This is a genomic window from Stenotrophomonas sp. AS1 (assembly GCF_048957655.1).
Classification (GTDB): Bacteria; Pseudomonadota; Gammaproteobacteria; order Xanthomonadales; family Xanthomonadaceae; genus Stenotrophomonas; species Stenotrophomonas bentonitica_A.
The window spans coordinates 392,641-413,069 of record NZ_JARVXM010000001.1; the positions used below are offsets into that span (position 1 = coordinate 392,641).

Consider the following 20,429-nt stretch of genomic DNA (forward strand, 5'->3'; position numbering starts at 1 on the left):
GGCCTCAAGCTCCCTGGCGGATTCCAGCGGCCGGGCGCGAGCCCCACAGGCCGTAGAAGATGATGTAGCCGTAGCACAGCAGCGGCAGGATGAAGGACGGCTGCAGGCCGATATGGTCGGCCAGCTTGCCCTGCAGGACCGGGATCAGCGCCCCACCGACGATCGCCATGATCAGCAGGCTCGACGCCTTGGTGGTCAGCGTGCCCAGGCGTTCGATGCTCAGCGCGAAGATCGTCGGGAACATGATCGAATTGAACAGGCCGATCGCCACCACCGAGTACAACGCCACCTGCCCCTGGGTGAGCATGGTCAGCGCCAGCAGCGCCACGTTCATGCTGGCGAACAGGGTCAGCAGCAGACGCGGCGAGAAGCGGGTCATGATGGCCGAACCGGCAAAGCGGCCGATCATCGCCATCGTCCAGTAAGCAGAGACGTAATGCGTGGCCTGCTGTTCGCTGAAGCCACCGATGTTCGGCAGCGACAGGTAGTTCACGAGCACGCTGCCGACCGCCACCTCCGCACCCACGTAGAAGAAGATGCCGAGCACGCCGAACCGGACGTGGCGGTGACGCAGCGCCTCCATCAGGGTGTGCTTGTCGCCGCTGTTCTGCTCGGTCGTCTCATTCAGTGCCGGCAGGCGGAACAGATAGACGAACACGGCAAGCAGGACCAGCGCGATTGCCAGGCCGACATACGGGCCCTGCACCGACTGGGCTTCCTGAGTGCGATAGGCCAGCTGTTCGGCCATCGGCAGCACATTGATCTCGTCCGCACTCTTGACGGTGTTGCCCAGGATGAGCAGGCCACCGAAGATCGGCGCGATCGCGGTCCCCAGCGAGTTCAGCGCCTGGGCCAGGGTCAGTCGGCTCGACGCCGTCTGTTCCGGACCGAGCAGCGCCACATACGGGTTGGCCGCCACCTGCAGGACAGTGATACCCGTGGCCAGCACGAACAGCGCACCCAGGAAGGCTTCATACACGCGCAGCTCGGCCGCGGGCCAGAAGCCGAGCGCGCCCACTGCGGCGATGGCAAGGCCGGCCACGATGCCGTTCTTGTAGCCCAGCCGTGCGACCAGGCGACTGGCCGGCACCGACATCAGGAAGTACGCGCCGAAGAAGGTGAACTGAACCAGCATCGCGCGGGCGTAGGTCAGATCGAACACGGCCTTCAGATGCGGGATCAGGATGTCATTGAGGCAGGTGAGGAAGCCCCACATGAAGAAGATCGTGGTCGCCACGGCCAGCGCAACGCGCGTGTTCACCACGGGCGCGGCGGAGGATGAGGATGGGAGGCGGGGCGTTGGAGAGATGGGCATTCAGGTACGCGCCTCAGTGCGCGAGCAGGTGATTGGGGGAGCCATCAGACAGTCATCGCGCCGCTGCTCTCGCGAACGCGGAGCTGGACCGGTGCAACGGTACGGGCCGGTGCGGCGTCGGGATGATCCAGACGCAGCAGCAGCAGTTCGGCGGCCTGTCGCCCGCGTTCGCGCGGGTTGACGGTCAGCGTGGTCAGCGGCGGCGATGCCACCGAGGCCTCGGAAATATCATCGAAACCGGTCACCGCGAAATCGCGGCCCGGCTGCACGCCACGCGACGCCAGGCCCAGCATCAGGCCCAAGGCGACGCTGTCGTTGTAGCAGACCGCTGCGGTCGGCACGGCATCCAGCGCGAACAGCTCGCCGGTGCGCGCGGCCGCATCCAGGCGGCTGGGCGAGGTTTCGATCAGCCACTCCGGCTGCACCGGCATGCCGGCTTCCACCAGGGCCTGCGCATAGCCGGTGCGGCGCTGATGGCAGGAACTGGAGACCGCATGGCCGCCATAGAACGCGATGCGGCGGTGGCCCTGCTCGATCAGATGACGCGTGGCCAGGTAAGCACCCTGCTGGTTGTCCAGGGTCAGGAAGTCCCAGTCGGCACCGGGCAGCTCGCGGTTGAACAGCAGCACGTTGGCGTGCCCGAGCACCTGGCGCAGCTGCCCGGCATCGCTGCCTTCGGCGGGCGACAGGATCAGCCCGGCCGGCATGTGCTCCATCAACGTGGTCAGCACCGCCTGCTGCCGCTCCGGCGATTCACCGGTGCTGCCAAGCAGGGTCACGAAGCCCTTGCCGCCCAGCGCTTCGTCCACCCCGGAGGCGAACTCGGCGAAGAACGGGTTGGACAGGTCGTTGATGACCAGCGCCACGCTGGACGAGGTACGCCGGCGCAGATTGGCCGCGCCACGGTTGTAGACATAGCGCTGGCGCCGCAGTTCGGCCTCCACCTTGGCACGGGTGTCGACATTCACCAGCGGGCTGCCACGCAACACCAGCGAGACGGTCGCGCGCGACACGCCGATCGCTTCGGCGATGTCGGTCACGGTGACCGCGCGCGTGCCTTTGCCGGCGGGGGTGGCCTTGTCTTTCATCGGGTCGTCGGGTTCCTCAAGCAAGGTGCAAGCCTAAACGATCGCATTGACCAGCGGTCCATGCCCGTGTCGGCGATCAGCCCCGATGGGCTGGCCACGGCACGGGCCGGTGCGTGGCTCATTCGAGCGCCGCGCCCGGGGTGGCGCAGAACGAGGCCGGCAGCGCCTCGGCCTGGGTGCCCCAGCCGTTCTCCGGCGCGGTGCCGCCCAGGGCGAAGGCGATGGTGCCACCGCGCTGCAGCTGCGCCCAGTCCAGCCACACCGGCGCATGCGCGCGGCCATCGACCTGGACATTCTGGACGTACTGCAGCTTGCGTCCGTCGGCGCCCGGTGCCTTCAGGGTGAGCGTCCTGCCCTGGCCCAGATCGATCTCGGCGCGGGCGAAGCGCGGGGTATGCAGCAGGAACTCGCCGCTGCCCGGCACGGCCGGGTACAGGCCGAGCGCGCTGAACAGGTACCAGGCCGACATCGTGCCCAGGTCATCGTTGCCGGTGACCCCGTTGGGCGCGTTGGTGAACAGCTGCTGCGCGGCGCGCACCACGGTGGCAGTCTTCCACGGCTGGCCGATCAGCGTGTACATCCACGGTGCATGCAGATCCGGCTCGTTGTTCGGGTTATAGCGGTACTGGTTGTAGTAGCTGTACGGGCCAACCACCCATTCCTTGCGTGCGGCGGTCAGCGGCGAGGTCACCAGCGCGTCGTAGGCGAAGAACGTGTCCAGGCGGCGAGCGGCCTGCTCGCGGCCGTGCATGGCCTGGACCAGCCCGGGCACGTCCTGCTGCGCCAGCCACTGGTACTGCCACGCGGTGCCTTCATGGAAGCCATGGTGCGAACGCGGGCTGTACTTGCCATCGGCCGGCAGGTACCACGCGCCATCTTCCATGCGCGGCCGCGGGAAGCCGTTGAAATCACCCTCTTCGTCGCGCACCGACGGGTCCCACACCTTGTGCCAGTTGCGGCCACGCTCACGCAGCACGCCGGCATCGGCAGCATGACCGAGGCCATCGGCCATCTGCGCCAGCGCGCAGTCGGCCAGTGCGTACTCCAGCGTTGCCGAGCCACCATGGTGCGGATCCACGTCCATGCCCTTGGAGGGGAAGGCGCGGTCGTACTGCACGTAGCCGTTGGCCAGGTAGCTCGGGTTGCCCGAACGGCCTGCATGACGCGAGTTCATCGGCGGCACCTCGAAGGCGTTCTTGCGCAGCGCGGTGTAGGCCTCGCCCTCGCGGCCGGCCAGCGCGCCGAAACGCCACAGGTCGACCAGGAACGGCGTCACCGGATCACCGGTCATTACGTTGGTTTCGAAGTTGGCATAGCCCCAGCGCGGCAGCCAACCGCCCTGCGCCTCGATGGCCAGCAGCGTGCGGCCGATGTCGCGCGCGACCTCCGGCTTGGTCAGGGCCAGCCACTGGTTCTGCGCGCGGTAGGTATCCCACAGCGAGAAGTACTCGTAGTAGGTCCAGCCGTCAGCGCGATGAATGTTGTCGTCGTAGCCACGGTAACGGCCGTCGGCATCGCTGCCGGTCAGTGGCTGCAGCAGCGCGTGGTACAGCGCGGTGTAGAGCACGGTACGGTCATCGTTGCTGCCGCCCTGCACACGCACGGCCGCCAGTTCCTTGCGCCACTGCTGCTGTGCCATCTGCCGCATCTGGTCGAAACCAAGCAGGCGGTCGCCCTGCATGCCATCGCTGCGCAGGTTGGCGCGCGCGCCTTCGGCATCCACGTGGGAGATCGCGCTGACCGCGGTCACCGCGCGGCCCTTGCCCAGGTCGAAGCTGAGCCAGGCGCCACTCGGCTTGAGCTCACCTTCCATGCCATGGCGGGCGCCGGGCAGGCCACCGCCCTCGCCCCAGGTGCCGAACGACTTGAACGGGCGGTCGAACTCGATGCGGAACCACGTGGTGTACTGATGGCCACCGCAGAAGCTCTTGGTGACCAGCTTGCCTTCCACGGCGCGGTCGCCGACCACATCGACCACGCTGCCGATCACCGAATGGCGCTCGTTGGCCTGGCCGAGGTTCACCAGCACGTGGCCGGTGCCTGCATCGGCGGCGAAGGTGTAACGCTCGGCCGCGGCACGGGTGCGTGCGGTGGCTTCGGCATCGATGCCGCCGTAGTTGGTCAGGCGCACCTTGTAGTAGCCCGCCTGCCCGACTTCGCCATCGTGGGTATAGCTGGAGGCGTAGCGCTTGTGATCGAAGCTCTTGGCGTCGTCGGTATTGAAGTCGCCGCCCGGGCCGATGCTGCCGGTCACCGGCAGGACCGAGACCTGGCCGCCCTGCTCCCAGCAGCCCGCACCGGAGAGGAAGGAATGCCCGAAACCCCGGATCTTCGGATCGTCGTAGCGCCACCCGGCGTAGTGCTCACCGATCGGGCTGACCTGGATCAGGCCGAACGGCGCCGAGGCACCCGGGAACGTATTGCCATCGTCCTTGCTGCCGATGAAGGTGTTGACCTCGCGCTCCAGCGCGGCGGGCGCGGCCTGCAGCATCAGCGGCGCGCAGCTCAGCGCCAGCAGGCAGGCCAGGCCGGCGAGCGGGCGGCGGCGGGCCGGGATGGCGCCGGCGGCGGAAACGACGGAAGGACGGTGAGAAAGACGGGTCACGGACACGGACTCCTTGGCGGACGTGGCGGCAGCGCGAACCAGTGGCGGCGGGCGCCTCTAATTCCCTGGACTGGGCGACCCAATCCACACCCCGGTGAATTTAGATCGATTTAAGTAAAGCACGGGAATTTCAATCGATGCATTCTGCGCTGCAACATCGAGGACCGGTCGCCAGCACCCCGCCCTGCCCGAGCCTGCGCAGTGCCTGGCAGTGCCCGGTGCCGGGGGCCGACATTCCGCCTCATCGGCCGATATAGCGGGCTGAAGCCCCGGACCCAGCAACATCGCGGGATCGGCCCGGGTCAAGCGAAAGCACGCCCCGCGTCCATATTGCGGAGCAGCATGCTTCCCTCGCGCGGTCGTGCTAAAAATCCCCCGCCAATCGTTTAGATCGATCCAACTTAAAACGGTCACGATTGCCGGAAGTGGGGAGCCGGGGGACTGCCCCACGCGATGCATGCGGGACGCGCCAGGCAACTCGACGCTCGAGATAATTTGGCTCCACCCATTAGATCGATTCAAAGAATTCGTATCGCCACCGTTTCAATCCAGGAGAGGGAGAGAGTGGAATGAAGATGTCACGCATGCACCGCCGCGTTGCGTTGTCCGCGGCCATTGCCAGCGCGTTGGCCACGGCCGTCGTGCCGGCCGCGCTCGCGCAGCAAGCCACCCCGGCCACGGGTACACCCGATGCCACCACGCTCGACAGCGTGACCGTCACCGGCTACCGCTACGCCATCGAAAAGAGTCTGCAGCAGAAGCGCGACGCCAACGCCGTGGTGGAAGTGATCACCGCCGAGGACGTGGGCAAGTTCCCCGACAAGAACGTCGCCGACGCGCTGCAGCGCGTGCCTGGCGTGGTCATCGAGCGCAGCGGTGGCGAAGGCAAGACCGTCAGTGTCCGCGGCCTCGCTCCGGACCTGACCCTGACCCAGTTGAACGGCAACTACGTGGCGACCTCGGAAACCAACAACGAGGCCACCCGTTCGTTCAACTACACGCTGCTGCCGGCCAACATGCTTTCCAGCGCCGAGCTGTTCAAATCGCCGGAGGCCCGCCTGGATGAAGGCGGCATCGGCGGCACCGTGATCCTGCACACCCGTCGCCCGCTCGACATGGAAGCCAACTCCGGCTACGTGAACCTGGAGGGCACCTCCTCGGACACCAGCCACGACGTGGATCCGCAGACGTCGGCGCTGTACTCCTGGCACAGCAAGGATGAGCGCTTCGGCGTGCTGGTCGGCGCGACCAAGCAGACCCGCACCAGCCGCACCATGCAGGCGAGCACCGAGGATTACCAGTGGTACGGCAACGGAACCGACGCGGTGGATGCGTACGGCAATCCGCAGCTGCAGGACGGTATCCACTACTGGTGGGGCCAGTCCGGCTTCAATGACCAGAGCGGCCGCAACTACAGCGAATTCTTCATGCCGACCTCGGTGAACTTCGCCGTGAAGGAAGAGAAGCGCGAGCGCACTGGTGGCCAGTTGACCTTCCAGTTCAAGCCGACCGACAACCTGACGCTGACCGCCAATTACTTCCGCTTCGAGCTGGAAGGCAATTACACCCAGAACATGTTGAAGATCCCGGAATGGAACCTCGCCCGCTTCAACGGCGACGGCAACTGGGACGGCGGCCGCCTGCTCAACGGGCTGAACTTCGACCCCTCCGGCAGCATCGTGACCGGCGCGCAGTACGAAAAGCTGGCCGGCAAGACGTATTACTGCAGCGAAGAACAGGCTGCGGCCGCCGGCATGGCGCCGGGCGGCTGGGGTCCGGACGACTGCACCATCCCCACCCCGCAGCTGACCGGTACCTACAGCAAGGAAAAGGCGCTCTCGCAGACCGGCGACCTGACCGTCGAGTGGGATATCAGCCCGCTGTGGAAGGCCTCCTTCACCGGTGGCCGCACCTGGTCCGAAGGTGGCCCGTCGATGAACTTCGACATGTCCGCCAAGCCGCGCCGCCAGGTCGACGGTGTGTGGCAGTCCGGCAACACCTACAGCGCATGGGATCTGACCGGTACGCCGAGCGCCACCTTCTCGCCGAACCTGCAGGACCAGTTGATGGCCGGCATCGCCGAGATCGACACCGGCTCGACCGGCTCGTCGTGGATGCAGACCGAGGTCAAGCAGAACTACTTCCAGGCTGACTTCACCAAGCTGTTTGAAAGCGGCTGGCTGGACTCCATCCAGTTCGGTGCCAAGTACCGCGACGGCGATGTGCACCGCAATACCGGCAACACCTACTGGGTGTGCCAGGGCAAGGATCCGGCCGACTACGACAACAACCGTTACCAGGCCGGTTGCGATGCCACCGCCGGTGTCGCCCAGCCGGGCTTCTTCCTGTCCAACCCGATCAGCAACATCGCCGGCGGCTTCAACGCCAACGTGTTCCCGGGCATCAACTACCCGGCCTACATCAACTACCTCAACGAGAAGTACGGCGGATCGCACAGCCGCAAGGAAGAGGACTTCGTCTACAACGTCAACGAGAAGATCTACTCGGGCTACTTCCAGGCCAACTTCCGTACCGAGCGCGTGCGCGGCAACGTCGGCGTGCGCGTGGTCCGGACCAAGCAGTTCGCCGAATCCAGTGACTCGGTCGAGAAGTTCAACGACTACTTCCAGGACAACGCCGCCGGCTCGCCGATGGGCTGCAACGATCCTGCTGCCGCGCCGCTGATCGCCTCCAATACCGGCTATGTCTGCCAGAGCGGCTTCGTGCGCCTGCCGGATGGCCTGGCACGCGAGAGAACGTACGCCTTCACCTCGATGGACAAGACCTACACGGACTTCCTGCCGAGCTTCAACATCGCCTGGGACATCACCGATACGCTGGTGCTGCGCGGTGCGGCCTCCAAGGTCATCGCACGCCCGAGCTACACCAGCATCGCCGCCCCCGGCGCGCTGAACTACATCAGCGAGGAGTACAGCAACGACCGTCGCGTTGCCGGCGGCACGGACACGCCCGGCTGGTACGGCTATGGCAGCAACAAGAACCTGGAACCGTTCGAAGCGACCCAGTTCGACGTCGGCCTGGAGTGGTACTTCAAGCCCGGCGCGGTGGCGGGCCTGGGCCTGTTCCGCAAGAACGTGGACAACTTCACGGTGCCGGTGGTCCGCGACCAGCAGATGAATGTCGGTGGCGAAACGGTCACGGTGCAGAAGTACGAGACCCAGGCCAACGGCCGCGATGGCGTCTCGCAGGGCGTAGAGCTGTACGGTCAGTACACCTTCGACACGGGCTTCGGCATCCAGGCCAACTACACCTACAACGACACCAACCTGGCCGCCATCGTGCTCGATGGCGAAGAGATCGGTTCCTCGCCGCTGGTGGGCAGCGCCAAGAACCAGGCCAACGTCACCCTCTTCTACGAGAACGAGAAGTTCCTGGCACGGGCGTCGTACAACCGCCGTGGTGAAGTCGTGGGCGGTCCGGTCAACGGCATGAGCCAGTACTCCGAACCGTACGACCAGCTGGATCTCAACGTGGCCTACAACTTCACCGAAGCGCTGACCTTCACCGCCTCGGTGCTGAACGCGACCAAGTCCGAGCAGCGCATCCATCTGGGCAACGACACCAAGGCCCGCCTGGTGTCCAACACCTACACCGGGCGCCAGCTGTACTTCGGCGTGAACTGGAAGTTCTAAGCGTCACCCGCCCCCGCCTCCGGGCGGGGCAACGGTCCTCCACGGCAGCTGCGCTTTCACAGGCGGCTGCCGTTTTTTTAATCCAGCGCCGCGCGCAGTGCACTGACCTGCGCCGCGTCGGTGACGGTCCAGTCCGGCGACAACCCGATCAGCGCCGGATTGTGATGGCGCATCGCCGAATGGTGTGTGGTCTTCGCCGAGGCATGCAGTTCGAGGCACCCACTGCGCTGGGCCAGCTCCACGATGTTGCCCGCCGTAATTCCCGCCCCGGCCATGAGTGATAGCCGATCACCTGCCTGCGCCACCAACGCGGCCAGGACATCGGCACCGGCCAGCGCACTTGCCTGCCCGCCCGAGCTCAGGATGCGATGGCACCCCAGCGTCACGATCTGCTCCAGCGCCGCGGGCAGATCACGCGCGGCATCGAAGGCGCGATGGAAGGTGATGCCGAGCGGGCCCGCTGCGGATACCAGTTCCCGGCACAGCGGCATGTCGATGCCACCGTCGGCATCCAGCGCACCAATCACCACGCCATCGCAGCCGAGTTGGCGGCAATGCGCGATGTCGCGCAGCATGATCTCGGCCTCGAGCGCGGTGTAGCGAAAATCCCCGGGCCGCGGCCGGATCAGCACGAACAAGGGAATCCGCAGGCGATCACGGGCGACCGCGATGCTGCCCTGCGACGGGGTCGTGCCGCCCTCGGCGAGGTTGTCGAACAGCTCGACCCGATCCGCCCCGCCGTGCTGGGCCGCCAGGGCGGAGGCCACCGAATTCGAGGCGATCTCCAGCAGCCGGCGCGGCGCGCTCACGTCTGCTCGCTCGTGTACACCGAAGCGGAATCACGCAGATCGTCCTGCCGGTCCTTGTCGCAGACCGCGTAGACGAAACCGCGGTGCAGTGCGTAGGCACCCACTTCGCCGTGCTTGTTCAAGGCGAGGAAACAGACCTGCAGGGTCCTGCTCGCCTCGGGGCGCTTGCGCACCACCCGCGCGATCGCCTCGCGGCAGGCCTCGGCCGGCGAGCGCCCCTGGCGCATCAACTCGACCACCAGGAACGAGGCGGCATTGCGGATCATTTCCTCGCCCACGCCCGAAGCGGTGGCGGCACCGACCTCGTTGTCCACGTACAGGCCCGCCCCGATGATCGGGCTGTCGCCCACGCGGCCGTGCATCTTCCAGGCCATGCCACTGGTGGTGCAGGCACCGGCCAGACGCCCCTGGGCATCGATGGCGAGCATGCCCAGCGTGTCGTGGTTGCTGCTGTCACCGGGGCGGCTGCGCCGCTCGGCATTGATCTCGGGGGTGTACTGCGCGGTCTTGAGCCACTCGCGCCAGGCCTTCTCGGCTTCCGGGGTGAGCAGCTTCTTCCGCTCAAAGCCCTGCTGCACGGCGAACTGCTGCGCGCCCTCGCCGACCAGCATCACGTGCGGGGTCTGCTCCATCACCCGCCGTGCCACGGAGACCGGGTGCGCGATATCACTCAGCGCCGCCACCGAACCACAGCGGCCATCGCCATCCATGATGCTGGCATCCAGGCTCAGCACGCCATCACGATCGGGATTGCCGCAGCGCCCGACCGTGGGATTGCAGAGATCACTCTCGGCCCAGCGCGCACCGGCTTCCACGGCATCGAGCGCCGAACCACCGGCCAACAGCGTTTTCCAGGCGACCTGGTTGGCCCCTACGCCGAAATCCCAGGTGGACACCACCCGAGCACCGGCGGCGGAACGCGCCTGCAGCGTCGGCAGTGCGAGGGCGCCAGCGGCCAGGGCACCGGCCTGGAGAAATCGCCTGCGGTCAGTCATGGGTAGGTCTCCAGCGAACGGGCAAGGAAAGAATTACACGACGATACAGCGATGTTCCGCGTGCCAGACCGCCGCGCCAAGAACGCCCAGCTCGCCGTGGTCCACCCGCCAGATCGGCACCTGGCGCAGCACCTCGTGCATCACGCCCTTGGCCAGGAAACGCGCGCGGAAACGGCCATCACGCAGGAAGCGATCCACCCGCGTGGAGATGCCGCCTGCCAGATAGACCGAGCGGGCACCAAAGGTGGTGGCCAGGTCGCCGGCCAGGCTGCCAAGCCAGGCGCAGAACACCTCCAGCGTTTCCACCGCCACCGGATCCACGCCCTCGTGCGCGGCGGCGATCAGCGCCTCGGTGCTGGTCCAGTGCGGTGTGACGCCACGGATATCGCACAGGCAGGGATACAGGTTCATCAGGCCGCCACCGGACAGCACGCGCTCGTTGTCCACGTGGTCCCAGCGCTGGAGCAGGCGCGAGAGCACCTCCAGCTCCAACGGATTGCAGGCATTCAACGCGGCATGGCCGGCTTCACTGGCCAGCACCGGCCGCTCGCCGCCTTCAAAGCGCAGTGCCGCGCCCAGCCCGGTGCCCGGCCCCAACACCAATGCCGGCCAACGCGGGCCCGCGCCCGGATCGCCATTGAGGGCCACCATGGACTCCGGCGCTACGTGCGGAATCGCGTAGGCCACTGCTTCGAAATCGTTGATCAGCGCCAGCGAAGCCAGCCCCGAATCATGACGGGTCTGCGCGACCGAGACCGGCCACGGCAGATTGGTGTTGACCAGGTGATCGCCGTCCAGCAGGCCGGCAATCGCGACCACCGCATTGTCCGGCGCGGCGGGCAGCGTGGCGATGAAATCGGCCAGGATCGCGGCCAGGCTGGCGTGCTCGGCGCAGGCATAGCGCTGAAGACCGCTCAGCTGTGGCGCTGCACCAGCGCGCACGCTGGCCAACGCGACGCGGGCGAAGGTACCGCCGACGTCGGCCACGATCAGCCTGTCAGGGAGGGAATCCCGCTGCGCCGCGGTCGGCGACACCTCAGGTTGAGCCGGAACCGGTACCGCTGCGCTCACTCGCTTGCCTTGGTTGAATCGATTGAATCCCGGCGATTCTCAGGCATCGCCGGGGGATTGCAAAGCCGCGCCTGCCATACAGCGGCGTACTGAAACGACAACGCCGCGCTCAGGGCTTGGCGGTCTGCAGGCGGTAGCTGGTGCTGGCCGTGGCGGTCGGGCCATCGCCCTGCACCGCACGCACTTCCACCTTGTGCTCCCCCACCGCAAGGTGGGTGGGCAGTGCGCCGCGCCACAGGTGCGGCGACGGCGTGGCTTCGGGCGAGCGGTCGAACCCGCGCAGGCGCTCGGCGGTATCGTCGGCGACGTTTTCCTGCAGCAGGCGCGGGTCCGGCTGCTCGACGCGCTTCATCGGCTGCCAGGCGCCATCGTCCACGCGGTACTCCACCAGCGAATCGGCCTGGCCCATGAACACGTTGGCGTACACGCCCCACGCCGGATACGCGCCCTGGCGCAACACCTTCGGCGCATGCAGGGCGATCTGGTAATCGTCCGGCGCGCGCGCCACGTAATAGCGCAGCCCGTACTCGCCACCGGGCTTGACCGAGAGCACCGCGTAGCCATTCGGGGTGCCATCGCTCATGGTGGCATCAGGTATCCCGCTGCCGTCCTTCACCCCGGACCAGAACGCACCGCAGGCGGCGCCCACGTTGTATTCGTGCAGCGGCTTGCGGCCCTGCCAGCCCTCGGCGGCACCGTGGTAGTAGTGCTGCTGGGTGTGGCTGTGGCCGCTGAGCACCAGCACATTCGGGAAGTCCTTGAGCAGCGCGAACAGGCGCGTGCGGTCCGCATGACGGAACGTCTCACGGCCCGGCGCCGCATCGAACAGCGGGATGTGCATGCCGAGCACGACCAGGCGATCACGCGGCAGGCCCTTGAGGTAGTTGCCGAGGAAGGTGAACTGGTCCGCGCGCAGCCCGCCCACGTAGCTCGGCTTGGCCTTGGGGTCGTAGACCACGTCATCGAGGAACACGAAGCTTGCCCCGCCCTCTTCCACCGCGTAGGTATCCGGCCCGTAGACCGCGCGCCAGCTGTCCAGCGAATGGGCATCGTTGCCGGCGTCCATGTCCAGGTCGTGGTTGCCCGGCACGTGGAACCACGGCACCTGCAGCTGGGCGGTGACCTTGTTGATGTCCGGGTACAGGCTCAGGTCGTCGTTGACGATGTCGCCCAGCGTGGTGCCCAGCCGTGCCGGGTGCTTGCCGATGATCGGCTCGACGATGGCGCGCTGGTAGTAGCCGATGTCCTGGCGGCTGGCGGTCTGCGAATCGGTGAACACCAGCATCTCGAAACCGTTGCGCGCGGCATCGGTGCCCTTGGCCGGCTCCAGCGCGAAATCCCAGTTGCGGGTGGCACCGCTGGTGGCACGGATGCCGTCGTACTTCAGCTTCGGCGACCCCTGCGGCGCATAGTGGCGCCAGTAGGACGGCAGTCCGTTGGCAGCGGCCGGGAAACGGTACTCGTCCGGCTTGATCACGAACACCGTCTGGCCCTCGCGCACCGGCAGGCTGTAGCTGCCGTCGGCGGCGGTGCGCACGATCGTTTCACCGTTGGAAACCTGTACACCGGCCAGGCCGGGATCGGTCGGGCCGCGGCCCGGCTTGCCGTCGCGCTCCTGATACACCTTGCCGGTAACGGTCGTTTCAGCAGCCCAGGCAGGCGAAGTCATCAACAGCAGGCAAGCCAGCCAGGCGGCAGTACGGGTCATCGGGGGTGGTCCGGTCGGGGGTGGGGAATTGTAGAGCCGCACATCATCGCCTGCACCGCGTTTCACCGACGTTAAACGATGTGCAGCCCGGCCTTACCCCGCGTGGCGCGCCGCCAGCACCGCGACCGCATCGTCCAGCGACAGGCCACGCGCGCGCAGCAGCACGGTGAGGTGGAACAGCAGGTCGGCCGACTCGCCGAGCAGCGCCTCGTCATCCTGCGCCACGCCGGCCAGCGCCGTCTCCACCCCCTCCTCCCCCACTTTCTGCGCGATGCGGCGGGTACCGCCGTCGAACAGCGAGGTGGTGTAGCTGCCAGCCGGGCGCTGCTGCTCGCGCTCGCGTACCACGGTATCCAGCCGGCCCAGGAAGTTGCCCGGCGCCTGCGGGAAGCAGCTCTCGCTGCCGGTATGGCAGGTGGGGCCGGCAGGGCGCGCACTGACCAGCACGGTGTCGTTGTCGCAGTCGATCCGCATGGCGGTCACCGCCAGCACGTTGCCGGAGGACTCGCCCTTGGTCCACAGCCGCTGCTTGCTGCGGCTGAAGAAGGTCATCTGGCCCGTGGCCAGGGTCTGCTCCAAGGAGGCCGCATTGGCATAGCCCAGCATCAACACACGCAGCGTGTCCGTGTCCTGCACCACCACCGGCAGCAGGCCATCGCCCTTGCCCCAGTCCAGCTGCGCCAGCGCCTCGCGCGACGGCCGCACGTCGATGGAATTCACCTCAATAGACATCTCGAACCTCGATCTGCTGCTCGCGCAGGAACTGCTTGAGCGCGGGAATGGCGATGGCGCCACTGTGGAAGACGCTGGCAGCCAGCGCGCCATCGACGTCGGCCTGGTCGAACACATCGGCGAAGTGCTGCATCTCGCCAGCACCGCCGGAGGCGATCAGCGGCACCTGGCACAGCGCACGCGCCTGGCGCAGCTGGGCCACGTCGTAGCCGCGGCGCACGCCATCACTGTCCATGCAGTTCAGCACGATCTCGCCGGCGCCGCGGCGCTGCGCCTCCACCAGCCAGTCCAGCGTGCGTACGGCCACCGCCTGGGTCTTGTCCGGATCGCCGCTGAACCGGCGCACCCGCCATTCGCCATCCGGCTCACGTACCGAATCGATACCAACGACAACGCACTGCACACCGAACGCATCGGCCAGTTCCTCAATCAGTTCCGGCCGGCCCAGCGCCGGGGAGTTGATCGAGATCTTGTCGGCACCGGCATGCAGCACGCGCCGCGCGGTCTCCACATCGCTGATGCCGCCAGCCACGCAGAACGGAATGTCGATCAGGCGCGCGATGCGTTCGATCCAGCCCACATCCACCGCGCGCCCTTCCGGGCTGGCGCCGATGTCGTAGAACACGAGTTCGTCCGCGCCCTGGTCGCGGTAGCGCATCGCCAGCTCGGCGATATCGCCCATGTCCACGTGGTCGCGGAAGCGCACGCCCTTGACCACGCGGCCATCGCGCACGTCCAGGCACGGAATCAGGCGGCGGCTCAGCATGCCAGCGCTCCTTCCAGGGTCATGCGCCCTTCCAGCAGCGCCTTACCGAGGATCGCGCCGCCACAGCCGACGGCCTTGGCCTGGGCCACGTCCCGGGCATCGCGCACGCCGCCGGAGGCCTGCACCGCCACGCCGGGCAACAGCCGCGCCAAGTGCTGGTAAAGGTCGATGTTCGGCCCGGACAGCATCCCGTCGCGGGCGATATCGGTGCACAGCAGGTGCTGCATGCCGGCCTCGGCGTAGCGCTGGGCCAACGCCTCCAGCGTGTCCTCGGCGGTCTCGGTCCAGCCATGCACCGGCAACAGCCAGCGGCCGTCCTCGGCCTGGCGGGCATCGAGTGCGATGGTCAGCCGGTCCGGGCCGAACTCGCGCAGCCAGCCGATCACCGTGTCCGGCTCGCGCACCGAGACCGAGCCGACGACCACCCGGGCCGCACCGGCATCAAGAATCCGGGCGACATCATCGCGCGAGCGCACGCCGCCGCCGGTCTGCACCTTCAGGCCGGTCTGCGCCGCGATCGCAGCCAGCAGCGGCGCCAGCGTGTAACCGCCTGCCCGGGCCGCATCCAGGTCCACCAGGTGCATCCAGCTTGCGCCGGCCGCGGCAAAGGCCTGCGCGCGCGGCAGCGGGTCATCGCCGTAGGTGGTCTGCTGCGCGTAATCGCCCTGCAGCAGCCGCACTACACGGCCTTCGCGGATGTCCAGGGCGGGATAGACGATGAAACTCATGTGGGTTCGTTCTCGATGAAGTTGCGCAGGATGCGCGCGCCCGTATCGGCCGAGCGCTCCGGGTGGAACTGGGCGCCACTGTGCCGACCGCGCTGCACGACCGCCGCGAACAGCCCGCCGTGATCGCAGGCCGCCACGGTGTCTTCGCCCAACGGTGCCGCATAGCTGTGCACGAAGTAGGCACTGGCGCGTGCCGGCACACCGGCCAGCAACGGCGACTCGCGCAGTGGCAGCAGCCGGTTCCAGCCCATGTGCGGTACGCGGATGCCGGTGGCCGGGCGCAGGTGACGCACCACCCCGGGCAGCAGGCCCAGGCATTCGACGTGCCCCTCTTCGGAACCGTCGAACAGCAGCTGCATGCCCAGGCAGATGCCGAGCAGCGGCACCTGCAGGTTGCGCAGCGGCTCGACCAGTCCCTGCGCATGCAGGCGCGCCATGCCGTGCGGGGCGGCGCCGACGCCGGGCAGGATCACCCGGCTGACGCCCTCCAGCCCCTGCGCATCGCGCACCAGGCGCACCTGCACGCCCAGCCGCTCCAGCGCATAGCGGACCGAGCCAAGGTTGGCCCCACCCGCATCGATCAGCGCAACCTCCGTCACAGCGCCCCCTTGGTACTCGGCAACGCGGTGCCCTGGCGCGGCAAGGCCTGGCGCAGTGCACGGGCCAGCGCCTTGAAGCAGGCCTCGACCTTGTGGTGGTCGTTGTCACCGCGCACGCTCAGGTGCAGGTTGAGCCCGGCCGCATCGCACAGCGAGCGGAAGAAATGCGGCACCAGCTCGGTCGGCATGTCGCCCACGCGCTCACGCTTGAACTCGCCTTCGAACACGAAATACGGGCGGCCGCTGAAATCCAGCGCGGCACTGGCCAGCGTTTCGTCCATCGGCAGCGTGAACCCATAGCGGCCGATCCCGCGCTTGTCGCCGAGTGCCTCCCGCAGGGCCTGGCCCAGCGCCAGGCCGGTGTCTTCGATCGTGTGGTGCTCATCGATGTGCAGGTCGCCCTCGGCCTGCACGCTCAGCGCGAAACCGCCGTGCTTGCCGATCTGCTCCAGCATGTGATCGAAGAACGGCAGGCCGGTGTGGGTCTGCGGTTCGGCGGTGCGGTCCAGATCGACCTCGACCCGGATCCTGGTCTCCTTGGTGTTGCGCTGCACGCTGGCGCGGCGCGGTGCGTCGGCCAGCTCGTGCGCGATCGAGGTCCAGTCCCAGTCACCGCCGAACTGCTCGGTGCGCAGCTGGAAACCACGGATCTTCATGTTCTCGGCGAACTGGATGTCGGTCAGGCGGTCGCCCACCATGGCCGAGCGGGCCCAGTCGATGTTGCGGTCCTGCAGGTACGGCAGCATCAGCCCTATACCCGGCTTGCGGGTGGGCGCGTTGTCCTGCGGCCAGGTGCCGTCGATCAGCACGTCACGGAAGGTGATGCCCTGGCTGGCGAAGATCTGCAGCATCAGGTCGTTGGGGCCATCGAAGCTGGCCTGAGGGTAGCCGTCGGTTCCGAGCCCGTCCTGGTTGCTGACGATCACGAACTGGTAGCCGGCATCGCGCAGCTTGAGCATCGCCGGGATCACATCGCGCACGAAGCGCAGCTTCTCGTAGGCGTCGATCTGGAAATCGGCGGGCTCTTCGATCAGGGTGCCGTCGCGGTCGACGAACAGAATCGGGATCATGCGGCAGCCCTCCGGGCCATCAGGGCGGCAAGTACACGGTCATTCTGCTCGGGGCTGCCGATGGTGATGCGCAGCGCATCGCCAAGCTGGGGTGCAGCCCGCTGGTCACGCACCACCACACCGGCGGCGAGCAACGCGTCGAAGGCACCCTGTGCATCGGCAAAGCGGGCGAGCAGGTAGTTGCCCTGCGAAGGATAGACGCGCGCGACGCCGGGCAGCGCGGCCAGGCCGGACTGCAGGCGGGCGCGTTCTGCCTTGATCTGCGCGGTGCGCTGGGCGGTGACGGCCAGGCTCTCGGGTGAGAGCGCCGCCAGCGCCAGATCCGCGCAGGGCGCCGGCACCGGATACGGGGCCTGGCAGCGGCGCAGCAACTGGATCAGCGCGGCATCCGCGATCAGGCTGCCGATGCGCGCCGCCGCCAGGGCATGCGCCTTGGACAGCGTCCGCAGCACGGCGATGTTGTCGTAACGGCTCAGCAGCGTCGTTGCGGACGGTTGCTCGGCGTACTCGACGTAGGCCTCATCCACCACCACCAGTGCCCTGCCCTGCAACGCGGCGGCCACCCGCTCGATCTCCGCCAGGGGGATCACGCTGCCAGCGGGATTGGAGGGTGAGCACAGGAACACCAGCTTCGCCTTGCCGGCCAGCGCAGCGGCGATGACCGCGTCGATATCGGCGACCAGTGCATCGCCCTGGTCCACCAGCGGCACCTCGATCAGCGGCGCGTTCTGCAGGCGGGCGCAGACGGCATACATGCCGAACACCGGTGGCGTGGTCACCACTGCATCGCGGCCCGGCTCGCACAGCGCACGGACCAGCAGATCGATGGCCTCGTCACTGCCACGGCCGATCAGCAGTTGTCCGGGGGCGCAGCCGTAGAGGTCCGCCAGGCGATCACGCAGGGCGGCCGGCTGTGGATCCGGATAGCGGCGCGCGCCACCCTCGGCGTCGGCCGGGTTGGCCCAGGCCGATTCGTTGGCGTTGAGCCAGACATCACCGGTCAGCGCACTGCTGCGCGCCGAGGAGTACCCGGCAAAGGCCTGCAGGTCCTCGCGGACCAGGGACAGGACGGAAGCAGTGCTCATGCGGCCGCCTCCATGCGCAGGGTCACTGCGTTCTCATGGGCATCCAGGCCTTCGGCGCGCGCCAGCACACGCGCGCACTGCCCGATCGCGGCGATGCCGGCAGCGGTGGCCGACTGCACGCTGATCAGGTTCTGGAAACTGGCCACGCTGACGCCGCTGTAGGCGCGTGCCGCACCGGCGGTGGGCAGCACGTGGTTGGTGCCACTGCAGTAGTCGCCCAGCGCTTCGGGGGTGTAGTCGCCGAGGAACACCGAACCGGCGGCCTCCACCTTCTCCAACCACGCGCGCGGCTCGCGCAGCGCGAGAATCAGGTGCTCCGGCGCGTACCGGTTGCTGATCGCGAAGGCCTCATCAAGCGAATCCACCAGGATCAGGCGCGAAGACGCCAGCGCCTGCGCGGCGATCTGCGCACGCGACAACTGCGCCAGCTGCGCCTCGACGGCCGCTTCAACCCGATCCACCATCGCCGCGTCATCGGTCAGCAGCAGCACCTGCGAATCCGGGCCGTGCTCGGCCTGCGAGAGCAGATCGGCGGCGACGAACGCCGGATTGGCGCCGGCATCGGCGATCACCAGCACTTCGGACGGGCCGGCCGGCATATCGATGGCCGCCGCGCCGTCCTGGGCCACCTGCTGCTTGGCTTCGGTCACGAAACTGTTGCCCGGGCCATACAGCTTGTCGCAGGCCGGGACGCTGTCGGTGCCATAGGCCATCGCCGCAATGGCCTGGGCGCCGCCCAGCTTGAACACGCGGTGCACGCCGGTCAGGCGCGCGGCCACCAGCACCGCAGGGTCGGCACTGCCGTCCTTTCGCGGCGGCGTGCACAGCACCACCTCGCGGCAGCCGGCCAGCTGCGCGGGCACGCCCAGCATCAAGGCGGTGGATGGCAGCGGTGCACTGCCGGCCGGTACATACAGCCCCACTCGGGCGATCGGACGCACCACGCGCTCGCAGCGCACGCCGGGCGCGGTCTCGACCGCATAGCCCTGGCTCATGCCCGCCTGGTGGAAGGTGCGGATGCGGGCGGCGGCATCGATCATCGCCTGCCGCAGTTCGGCGGAGACGGCCTGCTCGGCGGCGGCGAATTCCGCCTCGCTCACCTCGAAGGTATCCGGCGCCACCCCGTCAAAGCGCAGGGTGATCTCGCGCAGCGCAGCATCGCCGCCTTCGCGCACCGCGGCGATCAGGGCCGCGACCGACTCGCGGGTGCGTGCCGCCACGGCCTGGACCGGGCGTTGCAGCGCCTGCGCCTGGGCGCCGGCATCCAATTGGGACCACGTCAAACGATTCATGCCAGCGACCGCTCCACACTCAATACCATCAAGCCCTGCGCGCCCGCGCGCTCCAGTTCCTCCAACCGCTGCCACGTCAACGCACCGTGGCACATGGTCTGCAAACGCAGGTGGCCGCCATCATCGGGCAGCTGCACCAGCGGGTCGGCGTCGGGCAGCAGGCGGGTCAGCTCGGACACGCGATCCAGCTCGGCGCGGAACATCAGCAGCTTGCTGTCCTGCACCTTCACCACACCATCGAGGCGGCGCAGCAGCATCGCCATCAGGCCGGCACGGGCGTCATCGGGCGTGCGGACCGGGCCGGCCAGCACCGCTTCGCTCTCCAGCAGGGTTTCAACCGGCTTGAGCTGGTTGGCGGCCAACGTCGCGCCACTGGAGACCAGGTCGCAGATCAGATCGGCCGTACCCAGGCGCGGGGCGATTTCGACCGATCCGGACAGCTCGACCACCTGCGCATCCACGCCACGCTCGGCCAGCCAGTCGGCCAGGATCGCGGGGTAACTGGTGGCGATGCGCTTGCCGGCCAGCTGTTCGACGCCGGTCCATTCCCATTCCTCCGGCACCGCCAGCATCAAGCGGCACTGGCCGAAGTTGAGCCCGCGCAGCGCCTGGTAGGCGTCCGGCAGGCCGATCCGGCGGCGCGCGGCCCCCTGCTCGTCCAGCTCGTTGCGGCCGACGATGCCAAAGTCGCATACGCCATCGGCGATCAGGCCGGGGATATCGTCATCGCGGACCAGCAGCAGGTCCACCGGCAGCGATTCGCCATAGCAGAAGAGCTTGTCGCGGCTCTGCCGCCAGCTCAGCCCGCAGGCGGTCAGCAGGCTGCGCGCGGGCTCGGCCAGCCGCCCGTTCTTCTGGATGGCGATACGCAGCCGGTCACGTGCCGGGGCGGTCTGGGTTGCACTCATGGGGA

General features: G+C 67.8%; 16 protein-coding genes. 1 reads left to right on the forward strand and 15 read right to left on the reverse strand.

Annotated features, from left to right (window positions below; translation table 11 throughout):
* Positions 1 to 4 precede the first annotated feature (4 nt).
* From fucP to PV764_RS01695, 3 genes are all read right to left on the reverse strand, one after another.
* Entirely contained in the window at positions 5 to 1,315 is a 1,311-nt protein-coding gene (gene fucP, locus PV764_RS01685; protein ID WP_019182991.1) for an L-fucose:H+ symporter permease, read from the reverse strand.
* A 44-nt stretch (positions 1,316 to 1,359) separates the two neighbouring features.
* Entirely contained in the window at positions 1,360 to 2,403 is a 1,044-nt protein-coding gene (locus tag PV764_RS01690; protein WP_019182992.1) for a LacI family DNA-binding transcriptional regulator, read from the reverse strand.
* Positions 2,404 to 2,521: 118 nt separating this feature from the next.
* Positions 2,522 to 5,008, reverse strand: a complete 2,487-nt coding sequence (locus tag PV764_RS01695) for a GH92 family glycosyl hydrolase (RefSeq protein ID WP_421116049.1) — start codon at positions 5,006 to 5,008, stop codon at positions 2,522 to 2,524.
* A 569-nt stretch (positions 5,009 to 5,577) separates the two neighbouring features.
* On the opposite strand from PV764_RS01695, the gene PV764_RS01700 reads away from it, so the two are divergent.
* A complete protein-coding gene (locus PV764_RS01700) occupies positions 5,578 to 8,661 on the forward strand; it encodes a TonB-dependent receptor (RefSeq protein WP_421116050.1) in 3,084 nt (1,027 codons plus the stop codon).
* A gap of 77 nt (positions 8,662 to 8,738) precedes the next feature.
* Here the strand turns inward: PV764_RS01700 and PV764_RS01705 are convergent, their stop codons facing one another.
* From PV764_RS01705 to hisG, 12 genes are all read right to left on the reverse strand, one after another.
* The gene (locus tag PV764_RS01705; RefSeq protein ID WP_421116051.1) at positions 8,739 to 9,470 is read right to left on the reverse strand and encodes a copper homeostasis protein CutC; all 732 of its coding nucleotides are present in this window, start codon (positions 9,468 to 9,470) and stop codon (positions 8,739 to 8,741) included.
* Positions 9,467 to 10,465, reverse strand: coding sequence for an isoaspartyl peptidase/L-asparaginase (locus PV764_RS01710; protein ID WP_046273464.1), 999 nt, complete (start codon positions 10,463 to 10,465; stop codon positions 9,467 to 9,469). The genes PV764_RS01705 and PV764_RS01710 overlap by 4 nt, the downstream gene beginning before the upstream one ends.
* A gap of 33 nt (positions 10,466 to 10,498) precedes the next feature.
* Complete coding sequence (locus PV764_RS01715) at positions 10,499 to 11,500, reverse strand: glucokinase (protein ID WP_046273465.1); 1,002 nt, start codon at positions 11,498 to 11,500, stop codon at positions 10,499 to 10,501.
* Positions 11,501 to 11,645: 145 nt separating this feature from the next.
* On the reverse strand, positions 11,646 to 13,244 hold the full coding sequence (locus tag PV764_RS01720; protein WP_046273466.1) for a calcineurin-like phosphoesterase family protein: 1,599 nt from the start codon (positions 13,242 to 13,244) through the stop codon (positions 11,646 to 11,648).
* Positions 13,245 to 13,337: 93 nt separating this feature from the next.
* Positions 13,338 to 13,976 carry a bifunctional phosphoribosyl-AMP cyclohydrolase/phosphoribosyl-ATP diphosphatase HisIE gene (gene hisIE, locus PV764_RS01725; RefSeq protein WP_421116052.1) on the reverse strand — a complete coding sequence of 213 codons (639 nt, stop codon included), beginning with the start codon at positions 13,974 to 13,976 and terminating at the stop codon, positions 13,338 to 13,340.
* Positions 13,966 to 14,742, reverse strand: a complete 777-nt coding sequence (gene hisF, locus PV764_RS01730) for an imidazole glycerol phosphate synthase subunit HisF (protein ID WP_019183001.1) — start codon at positions 14,740 to 14,742, stop codon at positions 13,966 to 13,968. The genes hisIE and hisF overlap by 11 nt, the downstream gene beginning before the upstream one ends.
* The gene (hisA, locus tag PV764_RS01735; RefSeq protein WP_046273468.1) at positions 14,736 to 15,470 is read right to left on the reverse strand and encodes a 1-(5-phosphoribosyl)-5-[(5-phosphoribosylamino)methylideneamino]imidazole-4-carboxamide isomerase; all 735 of its coding nucleotides are present in this window, start codon (positions 15,468 to 15,470) and stop codon (positions 14,736 to 14,738) included. Before hisA ends, hisF begins: the two co-directional genes overlap by 7 nt.
* The gene (gene hisH / locus PV764_RS01740; protein WP_019183003.1) at positions 15,467 to 16,069 is read right to left on the reverse strand and encodes an imidazole glycerol phosphate synthase subunit HisH; all 603 of its coding nucleotides are present in this window, start codon (positions 16,067 to 16,069) and stop codon (positions 15,467 to 15,469) included. The genes hisA and hisH overlap by 4 nt, the downstream gene beginning before the upstream one ends.
* Positions 16,066 to 17,139 carry a bifunctional histidinol-phosphatase/imidazoleglycerol-phosphate dehydratase HisB gene (hisB, locus tag PV764_RS01745; protein WP_046273469.1) on the reverse strand — a complete coding sequence of 358 codons (1,074 nt, stop codon included), beginning with the start codon at positions 17,137 to 17,139 and terminating at the stop codon, positions 16,066 to 16,068. The genes hisH and hisB overlap by 4 nt, the downstream gene beginning before the upstream one ends.
* A complete protein-coding gene (hisC, locus tag PV764_RS01750; RefSeq protein ID WP_019183005.1) occupies positions 17,136 to 18,224 on the reverse strand; it encodes a histidinol-phosphate transaminase in 1,089 nt (362 codons plus the stop codon). The genes hisB and hisC overlap by 4 nt, the downstream gene beginning before the upstream one ends.
* Complete coding sequence (gene hisD / locus PV764_RS01755; protein WP_019183006.1) at positions 18,221 to 19,516, reverse strand: histidinol dehydrogenase; 1,296 nt, start codon at positions 19,514 to 19,516, stop codon at positions 18,221 to 18,223. Before hisD ends, hisC begins: the two co-directional genes overlap by 4 nt.
* Entirely contained in the window at positions 19,513 to 20,424 is a 912-nt protein-coding gene (hisG, locus tag PV764_RS01760; protein WP_019183007.1) for an ATP phosphoribosyltransferase, read from the reverse strand. The genes hisD and hisG overlap by 4 nt, the downstream gene beginning before the upstream one ends.
* Positions 20,425 to 20,429 lie beyond the last annotated feature (5 nt).

Bases quoted from the DNA above. Each gene is read 5' to 3' on its own strand.
- hisF (WP_019183001.1), bottom strand. From the start codon at position 14,742: ATGCTGAGCCGCCGCCTGATTCCGTGCCTGGACGTGCGCGATGGCCGC.
- fucP (WP_019182991.1), bottom strand. From the start codon at position 1,315: ATGCCCATCTCTCCAACGCCCCGCCTCCCATCCTCATCCTCCGCCGCG.
- hisD (WP_019183006.1), bottom strand. From the start codon at position 19,516: ATGAATCGTTTGACGTGGTCCCAATTGGATGCCGGCGCCCAGGCGCAG.
- PV764_RS01690 (WP_019182992.1), bottom strand. From the start codon at position 2,403: ATGAAAGACAAGGCCACCCCCGCCGGCAAAGGCACGCGCGCGGTCACC.
- hisA (WP_046273468.1), bottom strand. From the start codon at position 15,470: ATGAGTTTCATCGTCTATCCCGCCCTGGACATCCGCGAAGGCCGTGTA.
- hisC (WP_019183005.1), bottom strand. From the start codon at position 18,224: ATGAGCACTGCTTCCGTCCTGTCCCTGGTCCGCGAGGACCTGCAGGCC.
- PV764_RS01720 (WP_046273466.1), bottom strand. From the start codon at position 13,244: ATGACCCGTACTGCCGCCTGGCTGGCTTGCCTGCTGTTGATGACTTCG.
- hisB (WP_046273469.1), bottom strand. From the start codon at position 17,139: ATGATCCCGATTCTGTTCGTCGACCGCGACGGCACCCTGATCGAAGAG.
- hisG (WP_019183007.1), bottom strand. From the start codon at position 20,424: ATGAGTGCAACCCAGACCGCCCCGGCACGTGACCGGCTGCGTATCGCC.
- hisIE (WP_421116052.1), bottom strand. From the start codon at position 13,976: ATGTCTATTGAGGTGAATTCCATCGACGTGCGGCCGTCGCGCGAGGCG.
- PV764_RS01700 (WP_421116050.1), top strand. From the start codon at position 5,578: ATGAAGATGTCACGCATGCACCGCCGCGTTGCGTTGTCCGCGGCCATT.
- PV764_RS01710 (WP_046273464.1), bottom strand. From the start codon at position 10,465: ATGACTGACCGCAGGCGATTTCTCCAGGCCGGTGCCCTGGCCGCTGGC.